Below are 15,426 nucleotides of genomic sequence, written 5' to 3' on the forward strand. Positions count from 1 at the left end.
CGCCTTCGGGCTACGTCGAGGGCTCCGCGATCTGTTCGGCCACCTGCTCCCGGTTCATCGCCCCCACCCATACGCGCAGCTTCGCCAGGTCCCCCGGCAGGTAGTGAGCGGTCACGCCCTTGGCGGAACCACGACCCGCCGTCAGGGCGCCGTCGCCCCGCTGGGCCCTGCTGAGCCCCGCGTCGTCCTCGCCCTGCTGGGCGAAGCGCCCGACGTAGAGCCGGGCCACGCCGAAGCGCTGCTCACCCTCGTCGTCGGTGAAGTCGAGCCCGGAGTCGAAGACCCCGGTCACGTCGACCCAGGTGTCCCACTCCTTGTCACCGATCTCGTCCTCAGCGGGTGCGACCGCCGAGGCGACGACCTTGCCGTCGGCGTTCACCGCGGTGCGTCCGAACTTCCACTGGTAGGCGTTGTCGGCGACCTTCTCCACCCACAGGGCCCACGACGATTCCTTCCCCACCGGTGTGGCCTGCCCGGCCACGAGCCCCCGGTAGCCGATGGGCTTGCCCGCGAACTCGGACCTGGTCAGCCGCACCCGGGCCGACACCGTGAACGAGCCGGCCTCGTCGACGACCGGGCCGGACGCCTTGGCGTATCCGCTCTTGCCGTCCAGGACGAGAGACGTCGCGTCCTCACCCGTCAGTCGGGCGCCCGAGTCGGACAGGTCCATCGCACCACGGCGATAGGGAAAGGCGGTGCTGGCCGGGTCGTCCGGATCCTCTGGGCTTTCGGCGACCTGGCCACCGGAGGAGATGGTGGCGTCCCAGTGGCCGACGAGTTCGTTGCTGGGCGCGCCCTTCCGCTCGAGGCGGTTCTCCTCCCGGATCTCCTCGTGCTCCAGCGGACGCTGCCACGCGGCGACCTCGTCCACCCGGCCCAGGAAGTACTCCCCGTAGTCACCGCCCACCTTGGAGCGGCCCACCATCATGTTCCGGTCGGCCGTCCACGGCGTGTACGTCTTGGCCTCGTCCTCGAGGACCACCGGCTTGCCCTGGGGCCGCCCGTTGACGAACAACTGGATCGTGTCGTCGCTCTTGTCGGCGTTGCCCTGCGTGTCGAAGACACCGACGAGGTGCGTCCACACCCTCAGCGGCGGGTTCTGGTCGTTGGCCGTGGAGCGGATGTAGACCGGACCGTTCCTGTCCTGGTCGGTGCGGTTGAACACCCAGGTCTTGAGAGCGGCCGAGTAGTAGAGCGTGAACGCCGACGCATGCTCTCCCGGGGCCGACAGCACCACACGGTTGGCTTTGTCGTCGGTCAGGTACGCCCACGCCGAGATCGTGAAGGAGTCCTGGGAGTTGACCGGAACGCCGTCCGTGGAGGCGTAGCCGACCTGCTTGTCCGGGTCGCTCTGGTTGTCGTTCAGGCGCAGCGAGTAGTCCCCGCCCCGCGTCGGCCCATCGTCGACCAGCCGGTACCGGCCTCTTCGCGCAGGATGACGTCATGGCGTGAGCCGACCTGGCCGGTGTCGTTGGCGACGGTCTTGCCGGAGCCCGGTGCGCCGTCATCGAACCGCCACCGGCCGGTGGTGCCGTCGGCCGTGCCGACCTTGAAGACGAGTTCGGCGGGTGGACCCCAGCGCACCCGGCCCTCCTTGTCCTCCTTCAGGTCACTGGCCTCCACCGACAGGGTCTGGGTCCCCGACAGGCCCGGCTTGAGCGCGACGATGGCCTGCCCGCTGGACGACGCTTCGACCGTCCTGGTGGCCCCCGCTTCCGACGTCAGCAGCCGCCACCGGTACTTCCGCACGTCCTTGTCGGCGCTGTTCGCTCTGAAGTGGAACTTGCCTAGCTGGCCCGGTCCTCCCCGTGCCTCGCAGTCGTTGGCGGTGCACTCCCTGTACACCAGCAGCGGGGTGATCGTCGGCTCCTTCGGTGCCGTCGAGTCGATGCGCAGGTAGCACCACTTCGAGTACGGGGAGAAGAGGTCGCCGTCCTTGCCTTCGCTCCAGTGCGACTGCGTCCGCGCCCTGAAGCGGTACAACCCGCCGTCGGCGCGCTTGTCCGTGGTGATCCGCTCGGTCGTGCCGTCCGTGACCCAGCCCGAGCTCGGCCTGTACCCCGTCCAGACGTTCGACCACGATCCCGATCTCGTGTCCGTGCTGGAGCGCTGCATCACGAACTCGGCCTGGAGCTTGCCGTGCTCCTCGCCGTCACGCGGCTGGACCTTGGTCTGGACGCGGGCCTGGAGCTTCGGGGTGTCCACGGTCACGGTCGTCGGGCTCGAAGCGGGCTGGCAACTCGCCCTGTCACCCGTACCGGGAATCACTCCGACCGCCGTCGGCACCCCCGGCTTGTGTACGTACGTGACCGTGAGTTCCGCGTTGTTGTCGAACCGCTTCCACGCCCGCGGCTCGCTCTCGTCCTTCGCCTTGAGCATGAGCGTGAGGCGCGAGAACTTGCCGCTCGCGAAAGAGCGCACGGTGGAGGCGAGGTTCTCGTCCGGCTCGTCGGGGTTGTCGTTGAACTCCACCCAGGCGTTGGGCTGTTCCGGAGAGCAGTTCTTGCCGCGACCGGCCGAGACGTAGCGGTCGCCCATCTGGTCGAGCTTCCGCGGTCCGGGCCATCGTGTGCCCTCCGAGATGTTGTCGGTGCGCTCCAAGTCGACCCAGTACGGGGTGCAGTTGAAGGACCAGGTCTCGTACGCGCGGAAGGTGGCGTCCAGGACGTGCTTGCCAGCGAGCTTGGACGCGCCGAACTCGAAGTACATGCGGTCCGTGTAACTGCCTCTGGCGCTGCAGTAGTAACCGTCGGCGATACCGCACCGGCCGACGCCCTCGGGCTCGCTGAACTTCCAGAACCTGTCGCCGTCCGAGGACAGCTTCGTCCACTCGGAACGGCCCAGGCCCACGGGCGGGTCGATGAAGACCGGGTACACGGTCTTCTCTCCTCGCAGCACGTCCAGGTCCGGCGTCACCGTAACGGCCCCGCCCCCCACGGTCACGGGAAGTTCGGCGCTCGCGTCGCCCTGGCCAGGCCGCGAGGAGTTCTCTGGGGCGGCGTCGCTCTTCGGTTGCTCCCCTCCGGCAGCCGAACGGAGGCCCTTGCGCGGCAGGGGCGCGGCATCGCCCGCGGAGTCCCACATCTGCCCGGCCGGGCCACGGAACACGGCGTTGCCGTCGGCGTCCACGGCGCGCAGACCGCCGCCTTCGCCGGGAGTCACACTCAGTCCCTCACCTTTCACGCTGAGCCTGACCTTCTCCAGCTCAGGGCTCGCGGCGGCCTCGGCCGACTTGACCACCAGCACTTCGCGGTACCCCTCGGCCGTCGCGGTGAGCTGCAGGTCGACATCCTTCACCGGAACGTCCGGGTACGTGGCCGTGGCACCGTCGAGGGTCGGCTCCGGCAAGGTCGTCGGCCAGCCCAGCCTCAGGAGCTGGTCCCCCGTTCCCAGCGCCAGCAGCCCGGAGCCGCTGCCGCCACCCGAGAACGAGAGGTCCACCACGGCCGACCTCGGGCCGACGGTGCCGTCGGCCCGCTTCTCCAGGGTGGTGTCGATGTCCCGCCACGCGCCGTTCTCGTCCCGTGCGCGCTGTGGCTCCGTCGACTGAGTCAGGACGAAGGTGCCATCAGGGTTTGCCATGGTCCGCGTGTACTCGGTGCGTTCCGAGACCACTTCGACCGGCTCACCGGTTGCGGCCGCGCGCCGCGACGCGGACTCTTCCGTCTGCACGGCATCCGGCAGCGATGCGTGTACCTCGCTGCTGGGAACGGCGAAGGCCACCGTCGGCAACAGCGACACCAGCAGGGCCGCAGTCGACACCGCGCCGATTACGCCGCGTAACCCTCTTCGTCTTCGGGCATGACGATGCCCCCACCCCAACTCCACAGTCCCCACCCCAGAGTTACTAAAGCTTCACACTTTGCAGGCGAAGCGAGTTAACGCGGCACAGGTTCCCTGCGTCAATGTGAACTGCGACACAAATTTCGCCGACAGCGCCACCCAGCAGGGGCGAACAGAGCGCGAATTGAGGCTTCACAGCCACTGACCGAGGGGCCTGAAACGTCACATAAGGTGACGCTTCCCCTGAGTCAACAGCATGAACACGCCATTCTCGGAGCAGCCGCGCTGCAAGGTTTAAAGCGTCAGCACTTTGCCGACGCGACGCCACCCCGCACTGCCTGACAGAAGGCGTCGAACAGAACCGGCCGCGGTGGCTCACAACAGGTCGGCGCGCCGGGGCCCTTGACAACGTTATTGGTCTGGACCACCTTGGACGACCAAGCGCACTGCGGTGGCCACCGCCTCTTCCGGCCCTGACGGGTCGTCCCCCACATCCCCCACGGAGGCAGACGTGGACCGCTCACGCACGTTCCCACGGAGAAGGACCAAACGAGGCGTCCTCGCCGGGATCCTGGCCGCGCTCGGGCTCGCGGTCGCCGGGACGCTCACCGGTGGCGCCGGTACGGCCGACGCGCTCGGCGCGAACGCCGCGGGCGCTTCGGACGCTCCGGGCACTGCGGGCGTCCGGAGCGCGGACGCCCGGGCCGTGCCCAAGCACGCCGTCACCGGCTACTGGCAGAACTTCAACAACGGCGCCACCGTGCAGCGGCTCAGCCAGGTGCAGGACCAGTACGACATCATCGCCGTCGCCTTCGCCGACGCCACCGGGCAGCCGGGGCGGGTGACGTTCAACCTCGACTCCGCCGGGCTCGGCGGGTACACCGTCGAGCAGTTCAAGGCCGATGTGAAGGCCAAGCAGGCGGCGGGCAAGTCCGTGGTCATCTCGGTCGGCGGCGAACGCGGCTCCGTGGCCGTGAACAGCTCCACGGCCGCCACGAACTTCGCCAACTCCGTCTACGCCCTGATGCGGGAGTACGGCTTCGACGGCGTCGACATCGACCTGGAGAACGGCCTCAACGCCACGTACATGACGCAGGCCCTCAGGTCGCTCTCGCAGAAGGCCGGGCCCGGCTTCGTGCTCACCATGGCGCCGCAGACCCTGGACATGCAGTCGACCGGCTCCGGCTACTTCAAGACGGCGCTGAACGTGAAGGACATCCTCACCGTCGTCAACACGCAGTACTACAACAGCGGCGCGATGCTGGGCTGCGACGGCAAGGTCTACGCGCAGGGCGGCGTGGACTTCCTGACCGCGCTCGCCTGCATCCAGCTGGAGAGCGGGCTCGCGCCGTCGCAGGTGGGCATCGGGACGCCCGCGTCGCCGCGCGGCGCCGGGTCCGGCCATGTCTCGCCGACCGTCGTCAAGAACGCCCTCGACTGCCTGGCCCGCGGCACGAACTGCGGTTCGTTCAAGCCGTCCAAGACCTACCCGGGCATCAGGGGCGCCATGACCTGGTCCACCAACTGGGACGCCCTGAACGGCAACGCCTGGTCCAACGCGGTGGGGCCGCACGTCCACGGGCTGCCGTAAGCCCGCGCCCACCCCCCTGTCGCAGCGCCGCCGCTCCCCCGGCGGCGCTGCCGTACGACCACCCTGACCGCCGGATCAGAAGAAGCTGCCCCAGTCCTGGTCCGCGATCTGCTTCACGCACAGCACCAGGAACAGCAGCCCCGCGATCGCCAGCATGCCGTTGCTCACCCACCCGTTGCGCCACTCGGCGGGCGTACGGGAGGAGTTGAGGAGCCAGATCAGCGTCAGGGCGAGGAACGGCATGAACGCCGCGCCCAGGACCCCGTACAGGATGATCAGGCGGAACGGCTGCCCCTGGAAGAGCAGGATGATCGGCGGGAAGGTCAGCCAGAGCAGGTACGCCCGGAAGGGCACCGACCGCTCGCGGGCACCGGAGGCGACCTCCTCGCCGGTCAGGGCGATGCTGTCGGCGCGCACCCGCGTCTTGCGGTAGCGCTCCACGAAGTCCGCGAACATCAGGCTCACGCCGTGCCAGACGCCGATCAGGGACGTGAAGGACGTGGCGAAGAAGCCGACGAGGAACAGCTTGGCGGTGGCGGTGCCGTACTCCTCCTCCAGGATGTCGCTCAGCTGGACCAGGCCCTTGTCGCCGCTGGCGATCGCGACGTTCGCGGAGTGCAGCAGCTCGGCGCCGACGAAGAGCATGGCCACGACGAAGACGCCGGTGGTGATGTACGCGACGCGGTTGTCCAGGCGCATCACCCGCATCCAGCCGGTGTGCGTCCAGCCCTTGGCGTTCACCCAGTAGCCGTACGCGGCGAGGGTGATCGTGCCGCCGACGCCGCCGATCAGGCCGAGCGTGTTGAGGACGGAGTCCTTCTCGTCGGGCAGCACGGGGAGCAGGCCCGCGAGGGCGTCGCCCAGGTTCGGCGTCACGCGGACCGCGAGGTAGACGGTGACGACGAACATGACGCCGACCAGCACCGTCATGACCTTCTCGAAGACCTCGTACTTGTTGAACCAGACGAAGACCAGGCCGACGACGCCGGTCAGCACGCCCCACCACTTCAGGTCCATCACGTCGGGGAACAGCGCCTGGAGCGGCAGTCCCGAGGACGACATCGCGGCCGCGCCGTACGCGAAGCCCCACACGACGACGTACACGACGAAGAACCAGGTCGTCCAGCGCCCGAGGCTCGCCCAGCCGTCGAAGAGCGTGCGCCCGGTCGACAGGTGCCAGCGGCCCGCCGCCTCGGCGAGGGAGATCTTCACGACGCAGCCGATGACAGCGGCCCACAGCAGCGTGTAGCCGAAGTTGCTGCCCGCGATCAGTGTGGCGACCAGGTCACCGGCGCCGACGCCCGTCGCGGCGACGACGATGCCGGGACCGATGTACTTCCAACTGGACTTGCGGGGTACGGAGGCTTCGTCCCCGGCTGTGGTGGGTCCACCCTTGGTTTCGGCCATGCGATCAAGAAAGCGTAAAGGGGGGTGGTGCACAAGGGGGGCGACGGGATGGCGCGGGAAGCCCCCCCGGTCGCGGGGAGCCCCGGCGCGGGGAAGCCCCCGGCGCGGACGAGGACGGCTCGGACGGGGACGGCTCAAACACGTCATTGACCTGAGCATGCCATCCCGCGACCATGGGCCAGCGCGGTCCTGCCCACCCGACGGGCCCCGTGCCCGCTCCACCCCACCCCACCCCGCCCGACCTGCTCCACCCCACCCCCACAGGAGCATCCATGCGACTTCGCATCCGCGGAAAGAGATCAGCGGCCATCACCGCCGTGCTCGCCCTCGCGGTCGCGGCGCCCCTCAGCGCCAACGCCTCCGACTCCTCGTCCCCCTCGGTCAGGAAGGCGGCGGCCGCCGCCGCGGCCGAGGACGAGATCCGCCAGTACTCCGTGCCCGGCCCCGCGACGCGCGAGGCCCGCACGGCGCTCGCCGCGACCGGCGTGTCCATCGACGAGGCCGACGACCACGGCGTCGTCGTCTCCGCGAACGCCGCCCAGGCCGGGAAGCTGCGCGCGCTCGGCTACACGCTCAAGGCGCTGCCCGCGCCCCCGAAGCGCTCGGGCGAAGGCCCCGTACGGGTCCGGGACTTCCCGCCCGCCGACTCCCGCTACCACAACTACGCGGAGATGAACGCGGAGATCGACCAGCGGCTCCAGCAGTACCCGAGCATCATGAGCAAGCGCGTGATCGGGAAGTCCTACCAGGGCCGCGACATCGTCGCCATCAAGATCAGCGACAACGTCGGCACCGACGAGAACGAGCCCGAGGTCCTCTTCACCCACCACCAGCACGCCCGCGAGCACCTCACGGTGGAGATGGCCCTCTATCTGCTGCGCGAGCTGGGCGCGGGCTACGGCGGCGACGCGCGCGTCACCAAGATGGTCAACGAGCGCGAGATCTGGATCGTGCCGGACATCAACCCCGACGGCGGCGAGTACGACATCGCCACCGGCTCCTACCGCAGCTGGCGCCTGAACCGGCAGCCCAACTCCGGCGGCGCCACCGGCACCGACCTCAACCGCAACTGGAACTTCAAGTGGGGCTGCTGCGGCGGCTCCTCGGGCACCCCCGGCTCCGAGACCTACCGGGGCCGCGCCGCCGAGTCCGCCCCCGAGGTCAAGGTCGTCGCGGACTTCGTACGCAGCCGGGTCATCGGCGGCAAGCAGCAGATCAAGGCGGGCATCGACTTCCACACCTACAGCGAGCTGGTCCTGTGGCCCTACGGCTACACCTACAACGACACGGCACCGGGCCTGACCCAGGACGACCACGACGCCTTCGCCGCGGTCGGCCGCAAGATGGCCGCCAGCAACGGCTACACCCCCGAGCAGTCCAGCGACCTCTACATCACCGACGGCACCATCGACGACTGGCTCTGGGGCAACCAGAAGATCTTCGGCTACACCTTCGAGATGTACCCCCGCTCCGGAGGCGGCGGCTTCTACCCACCCGACGAGGTCATCGAACGCGAAACCTCCCGCAACCGCGACGCGGTACTCCAACTCCTGGAGAACGCCGACTGTATGTACCGCTCCATCGGCAAGGAACAGCAGTACTGCTCCGGTAGCTGAAACGCCCGCCTCCGGGCACCGCGCTGCCGCGTCGGCCCGCCCTCACCCCATGGGGGCGGGCCAGCCGACGTCCCGGAAGGGCACGCTCGAAGGCTCATGCGCCGCACCACACCCCCCGGACAGCCGGGGCGTACAGCCGCACGGACTGGCCCGCGATCGCGCCAGGGACACAGAAGCCAGATGGAAGAGCGTCTCTCTCGGACCCCTCACCGTGTGCCCGAGGTCACTCGCCTCGCGGCTGCCCGAGGGTCGGCTCACCAGCCGGGAGAGCCGAGTCGCTGTCGCACTTGTATACGTCCTTGGCAGCCAACCGCATCACTTCAGAGGCCAGTGCGGCGAGCTTCTTGGCGCCCAAACCGTCTGATGGGAGGCTCCCGCGGTGGTAGACCCTGGCCTCAATGATGCGCGGATTTTCCCTCATTGGGCAGTTCAGCAACAGAACGGCAGCACGCTTCGAGGCGTATCCCCGGGCCTCGCCGAGTCGCAACGGAGCGCTGCCTGGCCCTTCAGCTTCACGCTCGACCTTCTCCTTCGCCTCATCGATGCTCTTGACCCTGTCCACGTCCACGTACTGGAAGTACATGACCGACACCTCCCGATCGCCGGAGGCGAAGGTACAGTCGGGTGTCGGCCCGGTGTAGGGGACATCGAACCTGTCCCCGGGCCCGACGTTCTCCCAATACTGGTCTCCCCTCTTCGGGAGAAGGTCGGCCGCGAGCTTCCCCGGCAGCGTATTCGCGCACACTCGGTCGGGCACCGCGACGGCGGGCGCGTCGGTCGGCCACAGCTTCCATATCGCTACACCGGCCGAGGCCAGCAAGGCAGCAGCGACGGCAATCCAGAAACTCCCCTTGCGCTTCCGCACCACGGTCCCGGTCATCAACCCGCTCCACCCTGATCTTGGCGCGCAATGTCGTAGTGCAGTTTCGTATTTCGCTGTGCGGTATCCGCAAGCGACGCCGCCTCGGCCGGACTGTACCCGTGCTGCCTCGCTGCGCTGTACACGGAGTCGAACACGGCACCCGCGGAACTTCTGCGCTGCTCGTACAGGAAATCCTTCCGTTCCCGCTCCGCGCTCTCGCTGGAATCCCTGCTGTACTTATCAACGACGCTTTCACGCGCGTCCTCGACGATCCAGCCCGCGACGTCGCTGGCATACGGAACATCGCTCATACCGAACTTGACTGCTCGTTCTACCCACTTGCCAGCAGTATCAATCCCGCTGTTGAAATCCTCGTCGGCCGCGATGCGCTCGTCGTAGACGGAACGCGTCCTCGCCTCGGCCATGATCCCCGCAATGTCAGCACCCGGAGCGACCATGTTGCCCAAGTCGTCCTTGACTGTCTCTTCAGAAAGGCCATGGGGGTTCCGGAAAGTCTCATCGACGAGCTGCGTCGTCGTGGACTGCTGGGAATTGAGAATGGAACCATAGGCCCCGGGGTCTGTACCCACCACCCCGAGGAAGTTCCTTACAGTGGAGTCAGTGAGGTTGCCGAGGTTCGCGTTGCTACCGTGCGTGGCGATAGACCGCTCACCGTTGAGGCCGTCCTGGAAGTCCCTCATGTAATCCGCCGTAATGTTCCCCATACTGCCCCGCAACTTCGAACCCTCCAGGACCTCTGGGTTGCTTCCGTAGTAATCCACGAGACGGTTGACGAAGGACGCGCTGCCGTTCGAGTGCGGCTTCGGTGGGCCATCGGTGTCGTAGGGCGTACCGATGGCCGCGGATTCCAGGGCGTGGCCGAGGCTGGTCTCGTACTGGTCGCGGTTGGCGCCGCCCACCCCCAGCTCGCCCATGGCCGTGTACACCTTGTTGCGGGAACCGTCTCCATGGCTGACGAGGTAGTCCCAGTGGCTCTCGGCTTTGGAGCCTGTATGGAAGAAATCCAGGGAAGCTTCTGGATTGTGGCCGAGGGACTCCATGAATCCAGCGACCGGGTCATTGGGTGCATCACCCGGAGGATGGTTGAGATCGGTGTAGGACCAGGAGCCGTACGGCGGCATCTTCTTCTCGTGCTCCAGGAGTTTGTCGCCGTAGTCCTGAAGGAATTTGGTTTCGAACTTCCCCTTGTGCATCAGGCTCGTCATGACCTCGAAGCCGTACGGCGGAGTCCCCACACCGAACCCCGGGGCCGGGGGCAGCCGTTTCCCTCCGGCCTCGATCATGTCCTTCTTCCACGCGTCCATCTCCGGGCTGTCGACCTGCGTGGCCCCGGCGAGCGTCAGGCTCAGATTCTCCTGGACATCGCCGAGGATGTCGGCGCGGTCAGGTCCCACCACACTGAACCTCCCCGCCGGCGCGGCGAGGTCACGCCAGAAGCGAAGAGTGCCCTCGGCGCCCAGCTTGGTCGCGAGGCGCTCTCCGAAGGCGGGGGTGTCCTTGTAGCGAGCGAGGTCGTCGTTGAAACGCTTGAGTTTCTCGTCGCTCCACTTGTCGACGCCGCCCTTGGCCACCTCTTTGGCCCAGCGATCCGCGTCCGCCCTGCCTTGCAGGCTCTTGGCGTGATCGAGGCTGTTCACACGGACTTCGGAGAAGTCGTGTTTGCCGCGCGCCAGGGCCCGCAGGGCCCGTTCGGCGACGCGGTCTGTCTCATCCGCCTCGCGCAGAACGCGCGTTGCGTCCCGCATGGTTTCGAGCAGATCCGCCTGGGTGGGTGCACCGTCCTTGGCCGCGTCCCCCGGAGAGCGGGCCTCTGCCCCGCCTGCTGGGGTGATACGGATGTTGCGCTTCGCGGCCCTGTCCGCCACACGCTCCATTTCCTCCTTGTGGTGGGCGAGCGCCGTGAGCGCGCCACGGAGGACCGCGAGGACGCTCTGCGCCGACGTGACGGCGTCGTCGAACTCGGATGCCGTCTTCACCACGAACGCCTTGCCCACGGTGGCGTTGACGCCCTTCCAGTCGGCCGACTCCGCCCTGCGCTTGAGCACGGCAGCGCTCTCAGCACCGCCCCCACCGGTGGCCAGCTCGCTCAGGCGTCGCGCCATGACCTCCCAGTCGTCCACGGCCGACGCCAGCTTGCCCAGCCTCAACCCGAGAAGTTCCTGAACGGTCAGCATGCCCTCGCCCTGTCCCCATCACTTCATGTACTTGTCGATGACGGACACGGAAACAGACGTCGCCACCTTGTCATCGTCCTTTTTGTGCTGTGTGCGCGTGAAGTCGAGATGGTTGGAGATGTGACCGCACGCGTCCACGAGCGTCCTCGATTTCGAGTTCCAGGCATCGTGCATCTCAGTGAGGGCGGCGCCCATGGCGAGTCCGTCACCGGACAGCTCCACCGCCGCCCCGAACGTGCTTTCACGCGCGTGGTCGGAATCCTTCCGGAGGCGGTCACGGAGCCGGTAGGCGATGCCGCCGAGCACGCCCAATTCGTCGTCGTGGACGACGAGGTCCGCCGCGGCGCTGGGCCGGGCCGCACTATTGAGTCGGGTGCCGTCCGCCTGCTTCTCCGCGGCCGTGGCCTTCAGCCGCTCCCACTCGTCCCACGTCATCTCACGGCCTCCCCGTGGCGTGCGCGTGCCCCTCGGTCCGGCGCTTGCGCACGGCCAGGGCGGCGGCCGCGCCGCCGATCAGGGCGGCGGCGCCCACTCCCGTGACGATCCAGGTCGTTGTGTTCGAGTCGCCGCTGTCGTCGTCGGTGGTCGGCGGGGCCGCGGCGGAGGTCCGGTCGTCGCCCGGTTTCGCTGCCCTCGACGGGGCGGGGGGCGCGGCCTGCTTCAGGTCCGGCAGCGGGTATTCGTCCGCCGGGCCCGGGTCGCCCGGGTTCTGGAGGGCCACGCGGGGGCGGACGATGCCGTAGCCGATGGAGTCGTTGCGCTTGGCGCCGTCCGTGGGGGCGCCGATGGTGTTGAGCAGGACGCGGAGGACCTGGTTGTTGGTCCAGGTGGGGTGCGCGGACCAGATGAGGGCGGCGGAGGCGGAGGTGAGGGCGGTGGCGGCACTGGTGCCGTGGCCCTCGCATGTCCCCTTGCCGTTCGCGCACACCGTGGTGATCTCGTCACCGGGGGCGGCGACATCCACCTGTGGACCGTACTGGGACTCCTTCGTCTTGCGGAGGTTCTTGCCGATGGCTCCGACGCCGACCACTCCTGGCGTGCTCGCCGGGTAGCGAGGATCCGATGCCCCCTCGTTGCCCGTTCCCGCGAACACGAGCGAGCCTTTGTCCAGGGCGTACCGCACCGCCGAAGTGAGCTGCGGCAGCCCTTTGACCATGGCGATCGAGATGTTGATGACCTTCGCGCCATGGTCGGCCGCGTAGCGGATGGCGCGGCTGAGTTCCTTGTTGTCCCTGGTGAGGTGCTGGTTGGCGTTCAGCCCGTCGTCTCGGACTCGGATGGGCAGGACCTTGGCGCCCGGCGCGAGGCCCAGGCTGCCGTGGCCCACACGGCCCTTTCCCGTTCCCGCGATCTGGAGTGCCATGTAAGTGCCGTGACCGTGTGGGTCAGTGCGTTCGTCGCCCGCGCTGTTCGGTGCCAGGTCCAGGCCCGGTAGTACCCGGCCTCGCAGGTCCGGCAGGTCGGCGTTGACACCGGTGTCGATGACAGCGACCGTCACGCCGTCACCCGTACTGGTCCGCCACATCTTCTCGGCCTGCATGGCGCTGAGGTGCCACTGCTTGTCGCGGATGGACTCCGCGTGGGCGGGCACGGCCGCGATGCCGACCAGCAGGAGGCCGACGGCCCCCGAGACGACGCTCCGGCGCCGACCGTGGTGCAGCGTCCTGGCAGCCATCTGCTCTCTCATGACCTCGTGGTTTCTGGGTGGGGGGGATGGGTGTGGTCAGTCGACTACGGGCGGGACCACCCGGCGGCCGTCCGGGCGCCAGGTCTCCTGGTCCTCGGTGAGGTAGTCCGGTCTTCCGTCACGTTCCTCGTCACGTCGCGTACGGGACGGGCGCGTGCTGTTCGGCGGCGTGGCACCGCGCGGCGGCCCCTGCCGCCGGGGCTGCCCGCCCACCACGCCATGGGGCGCGCCCACGGGCCGCTGGCCCGCTACCGCTCCTCGTCCGGCGCCTGGCCCTCCCCGGCCCGGCCCGGCAGGAGCCCCGCCGACGACAGCCCCTCGGGGCATCCCTCCAGTCGTCCCGCCAGGGGCCGACGGCGTGGGACGGCCACCGATGATGCCCGGGCCGCTCGGCGTGCGCCCCGGGGGCGACCCCGCAGGGGGAACGCCGGGCGTGCCACCGGCCACCGGCTGTGCCGGGCCCGCCGGGCGCGGAGGCAGAGCCGAGCCTCCGCCGGGTGCGCGTCCGGGAGCCGGGCCCACCGGTCCGCCACCGGGCTGGCGTCCGGGGGAAGGCCCGACGGGCCCGCCGCCCGCCCGGCCGGGAGAAGGCCCCACCGGCCCGCCACCGGGCGGCAGGGGCGGACGACGGCCGGGCCCCACGGGCCCCGGGCCCGGTGGAATCGCGGGGTTCACAGGCGGGCCCGGACGCTGTCCCGAAGGTGGCGGAAACACGCCTATGGGAGGTGGGGTGCCCCCATCGGGCCTGAGCGGGGTCGGCGGACCCCCCGACGGGGACGGTGGGGGCGTCGGCGGGGCATCGGGGAGCGTTCCCGTGCCGTCGACTTGGACGCCCACGGGGTCCGGAACGTGAGGCACCGGCCCCGGAACGCCGGGGGGCAGGTCGGACCGGGCCCCCGGCCCACTGGGTCCGGAGCCCGTGGCCTCTGGCGGTGCCGGTGCGCCGGACGGCGCGGCACCCGCTGCCACTCCCCCGGGCGCCCCCGCCGGTGGCACGGTCCCGGTGCCACCGGCGCCCCCGCCAGAATCCGTCTCGTAGACGAACCTCGACTCCCTCGGCGGTGGCGTCACCTCCGGTGGAAGCGGCGGGAACCGCGGCCTCTCCAACCCCTCCAGCTGCTGGGCCGACAGTTGGTACGCCTGTCCCAGCTTGCGCATCTCCGCTGCCGCTTCCTGGCGGACCTTCTCCTTCGCGGCCTCCAGGCGGGCCAGTTCGTCCGCCGACTTCGTGGTGACCGACCGCGCGTCCGGGTCGTTGGGGTGGGAGGCGGCCGCCTTGAGGTTGCCCTCCGCGGCGCCCTTGTCGCGGGGGATGGACGCCTGGGCCGTGGCGATGGCCTCCGAGGCGCGGGCCAGCCACTTCGCGGAGTTCTCGCTGAAGTCCCCCAGGCGGTGCGTGGTGTTGGCCAGGTCCCCGCTCCACGTGCGGAACGCCGTCGCGCCCTCGCCCTTCCAGCGCACCCACTGCGGGCGCACCCTCAGCTCGTCGGCGATCTTGCGGATCTCCGTGGCGGCCGCGACCAGGCGGTCCGCCGCCGCCTGGACCTGGCCGCTGTTCGCCTGGTCCAGCCACGCCAGCATCTGCTCGTGGCTCATGGACTCGAAGGACGTGCCTCCGGTACCGCCTCGGCCGCCCATCAGATCGTTCCTCCCGCGTCGCCCGCCGGGCCCCGGCCCGGCTTCCCCTCGCCCCGGGCCCCGTACCGCTCCGCGAGCCCCGCGCTGATCTCCGCCATGCGATCGCGAATGTCCTCGTCGACGTCGCGGTAGCCCTTGTGCGCGGCGAGGACCGCGATGCCCATGCCCTCGATGGAGTCGGAGAGGAGCTTCGACAGGGTCTCCAGCTCGGAGATCACCGTGCCGTACGCGCCGAACAGGCCTGCGGCCTCCGCCCACGCCCCGTCCCCGCCGCCGAACTGGTTCCGTACCAGCTGCTCCTGGCCCACCTTGGCCGGGCCCGCCGGGGAGCCCTTCAGATCACGGATCAACTCGTCCACGCGCTGCTGGAACCTGACGAAGGACGACAGCTCCGTGGCCACGTCCGCGACGGCGTCCCGCGCGCCGTCGAACACCTGGGACGTCCACGACGCCTCGCCCTCACCCGACTTGCCCGACATCAGCAGCCCACCCCCGGCGTCCCCCAGGCCCGACCGTGCTCCCCTTCACCCTCACGTTCGCTATCGCGACAAACACGGTAGCGATCGCGAACTGTCCGGTAACTCTAGCCTCGGGGGCTGACACTTCGCAGCCGAGTGATCACCCATACGATCGGGTTCCGGCCACGC

The 15,426-nt window shown here is 69.3% G+C and carries 9 protein-coding genes and 1 pseudogene; 2 read left to right on the plus strand and 8 right to left on the minus strand.

Going from position 1 to position 15,426, the window contains the following annotated elements; all coding sequences use genetic code 11:
- Positions 1–10: 10 nt before the first annotated feature.
- Positions 11–1,411 (minus strand): LamG domain-containing protein, encoded by a 1,401-nt coding sequence (locus ACOBQU_RS14050; RefSeq protein ID WP_423634462.1) that lies wholly within the window; start codon positions 1,409–1,411, stop codon positions 11–13.
- Positions 1,363–3,582, minus strand: coding sequence for a hypothetical protein (locus ACOBQU_RS14055; protein WP_423627110.1), 2,220 nt, complete (start codon positions 3,580–3,582; stop codon positions 1,363–1,365). Before ACOBQU_RS14055 ends, ACOBQU_RS14050 begins: the two co-directional genes overlap by 49 nt.
- Positions 3,583–4,486: 904 nt before the next feature.
- Here ACOBQU_RS14055 and ACOBQU_RS14060 point away from each other — a divergent pair.
- Positions 4,487–5,374, plus strand: a pseudogene (locus tag ACOBQU_RS14060) (chitinase); the annotation flags it as partial.
- Positions 5,375–5,449: 75 nt separating this feature from the next.
- Here ACOBQU_RS14060 and ACOBQU_RS14065 read toward each other — a convergent pair.
- Positions 5,450–6,781, minus strand: a complete 1,332-nt coding sequence (locus ACOBQU_RS14065; RefSeq protein ID WP_423627112.1) for an Nramp family divalent metal transporter — start codon at positions 6,779–6,781, stop codon at positions 5,450–5,452.
- A gap of 272 nt (positions 6,782–7,053) precedes the next feature.
- Between ACOBQU_RS14065 and ACOBQU_RS14070 the strand changes: the two genes are divergently transcribed.
- Positions 7,054–8,397, plus strand: a complete 1,344-nt coding sequence (locus ACOBQU_RS14070; RefSeq protein ID WP_423627114.1) for a M14 family metallopeptidase — start codon at positions 7,054–7,056, stop codon at positions 8,395–8,397.
- Between the two features lie 223 nt (positions 8,398–8,620).
- Here the strand turns inward: ACOBQU_RS14070 and ACOBQU_RS14075 are convergent, their stop codons facing one another.
- From ACOBQU_RS14075 to ACOBQU_RS14095, 5 genes are all read right to left on the minus strand, one after another.
- Positions 8,621–9,277, minus strand: a complete 657-nt coding sequence (locus ACOBQU_RS14075; RefSeq protein ID WP_423627115.1) for a hypothetical protein — start codon at positions 9,275–9,277, stop codon at positions 8,621–8,623.
- On the minus strand, positions 9,277–11,454 hold the full coding sequence (locus tag ACOBQU_RS14080; protein ID WP_423627117.1) for a hypothetical protein: 2,178 nt from the start codon (positions 11,452–11,454) through the stop codon (positions 9,277–9,279). Before ACOBQU_RS14080 ends, ACOBQU_RS14075 begins: the two co-directional genes overlap by 1 nt.
- A gap of 18 nt (positions 11,455–11,472) precedes the next feature.
- The gene (locus tag ACOBQU_RS14085; RefSeq protein WP_423627119.1) at positions 11,473–11,889 is read right to left on the minus strand and encodes a hypothetical protein; all 417 of its coding nucleotides are present in this window, start codon (positions 11,887–11,889) and stop codon (positions 11,473–11,475) included.
- 1 nt (position 11,890) lies between these two features.
- Positions 11,891–13,129, minus strand: a complete 1,239-nt coding sequence (gene mycP / locus ACOBQU_RS14090) for a type VII secretion-associated serine protease mycosin (RefSeq protein ID WP_423627120.1) — start codon at positions 13,127–13,129, stop codon at positions 11,891–11,893.
- A gap of 1,649 nt (positions 13,130–14,778) precedes the next feature.
- On the minus strand, positions 14,779–15,258 hold the full coding sequence (locus ACOBQU_RS14095) for a hypothetical protein (RefSeq protein ID WP_423627122.1): 480 nt from the start codon (positions 15,256–15,258) through the stop codon (positions 14,779–14,781).
- Positions 15,259–15,426 lie beyond the last annotated feature (168 nt).

The sequence above is a fragment of the Streptomyces sp. G45 genome (assembly GCF_049542095.1).
GTDB lineage: Bacteria > Actinomycetota > Actinomycetes > Streptomycetales > Streptomycetaceae > Streptomyces.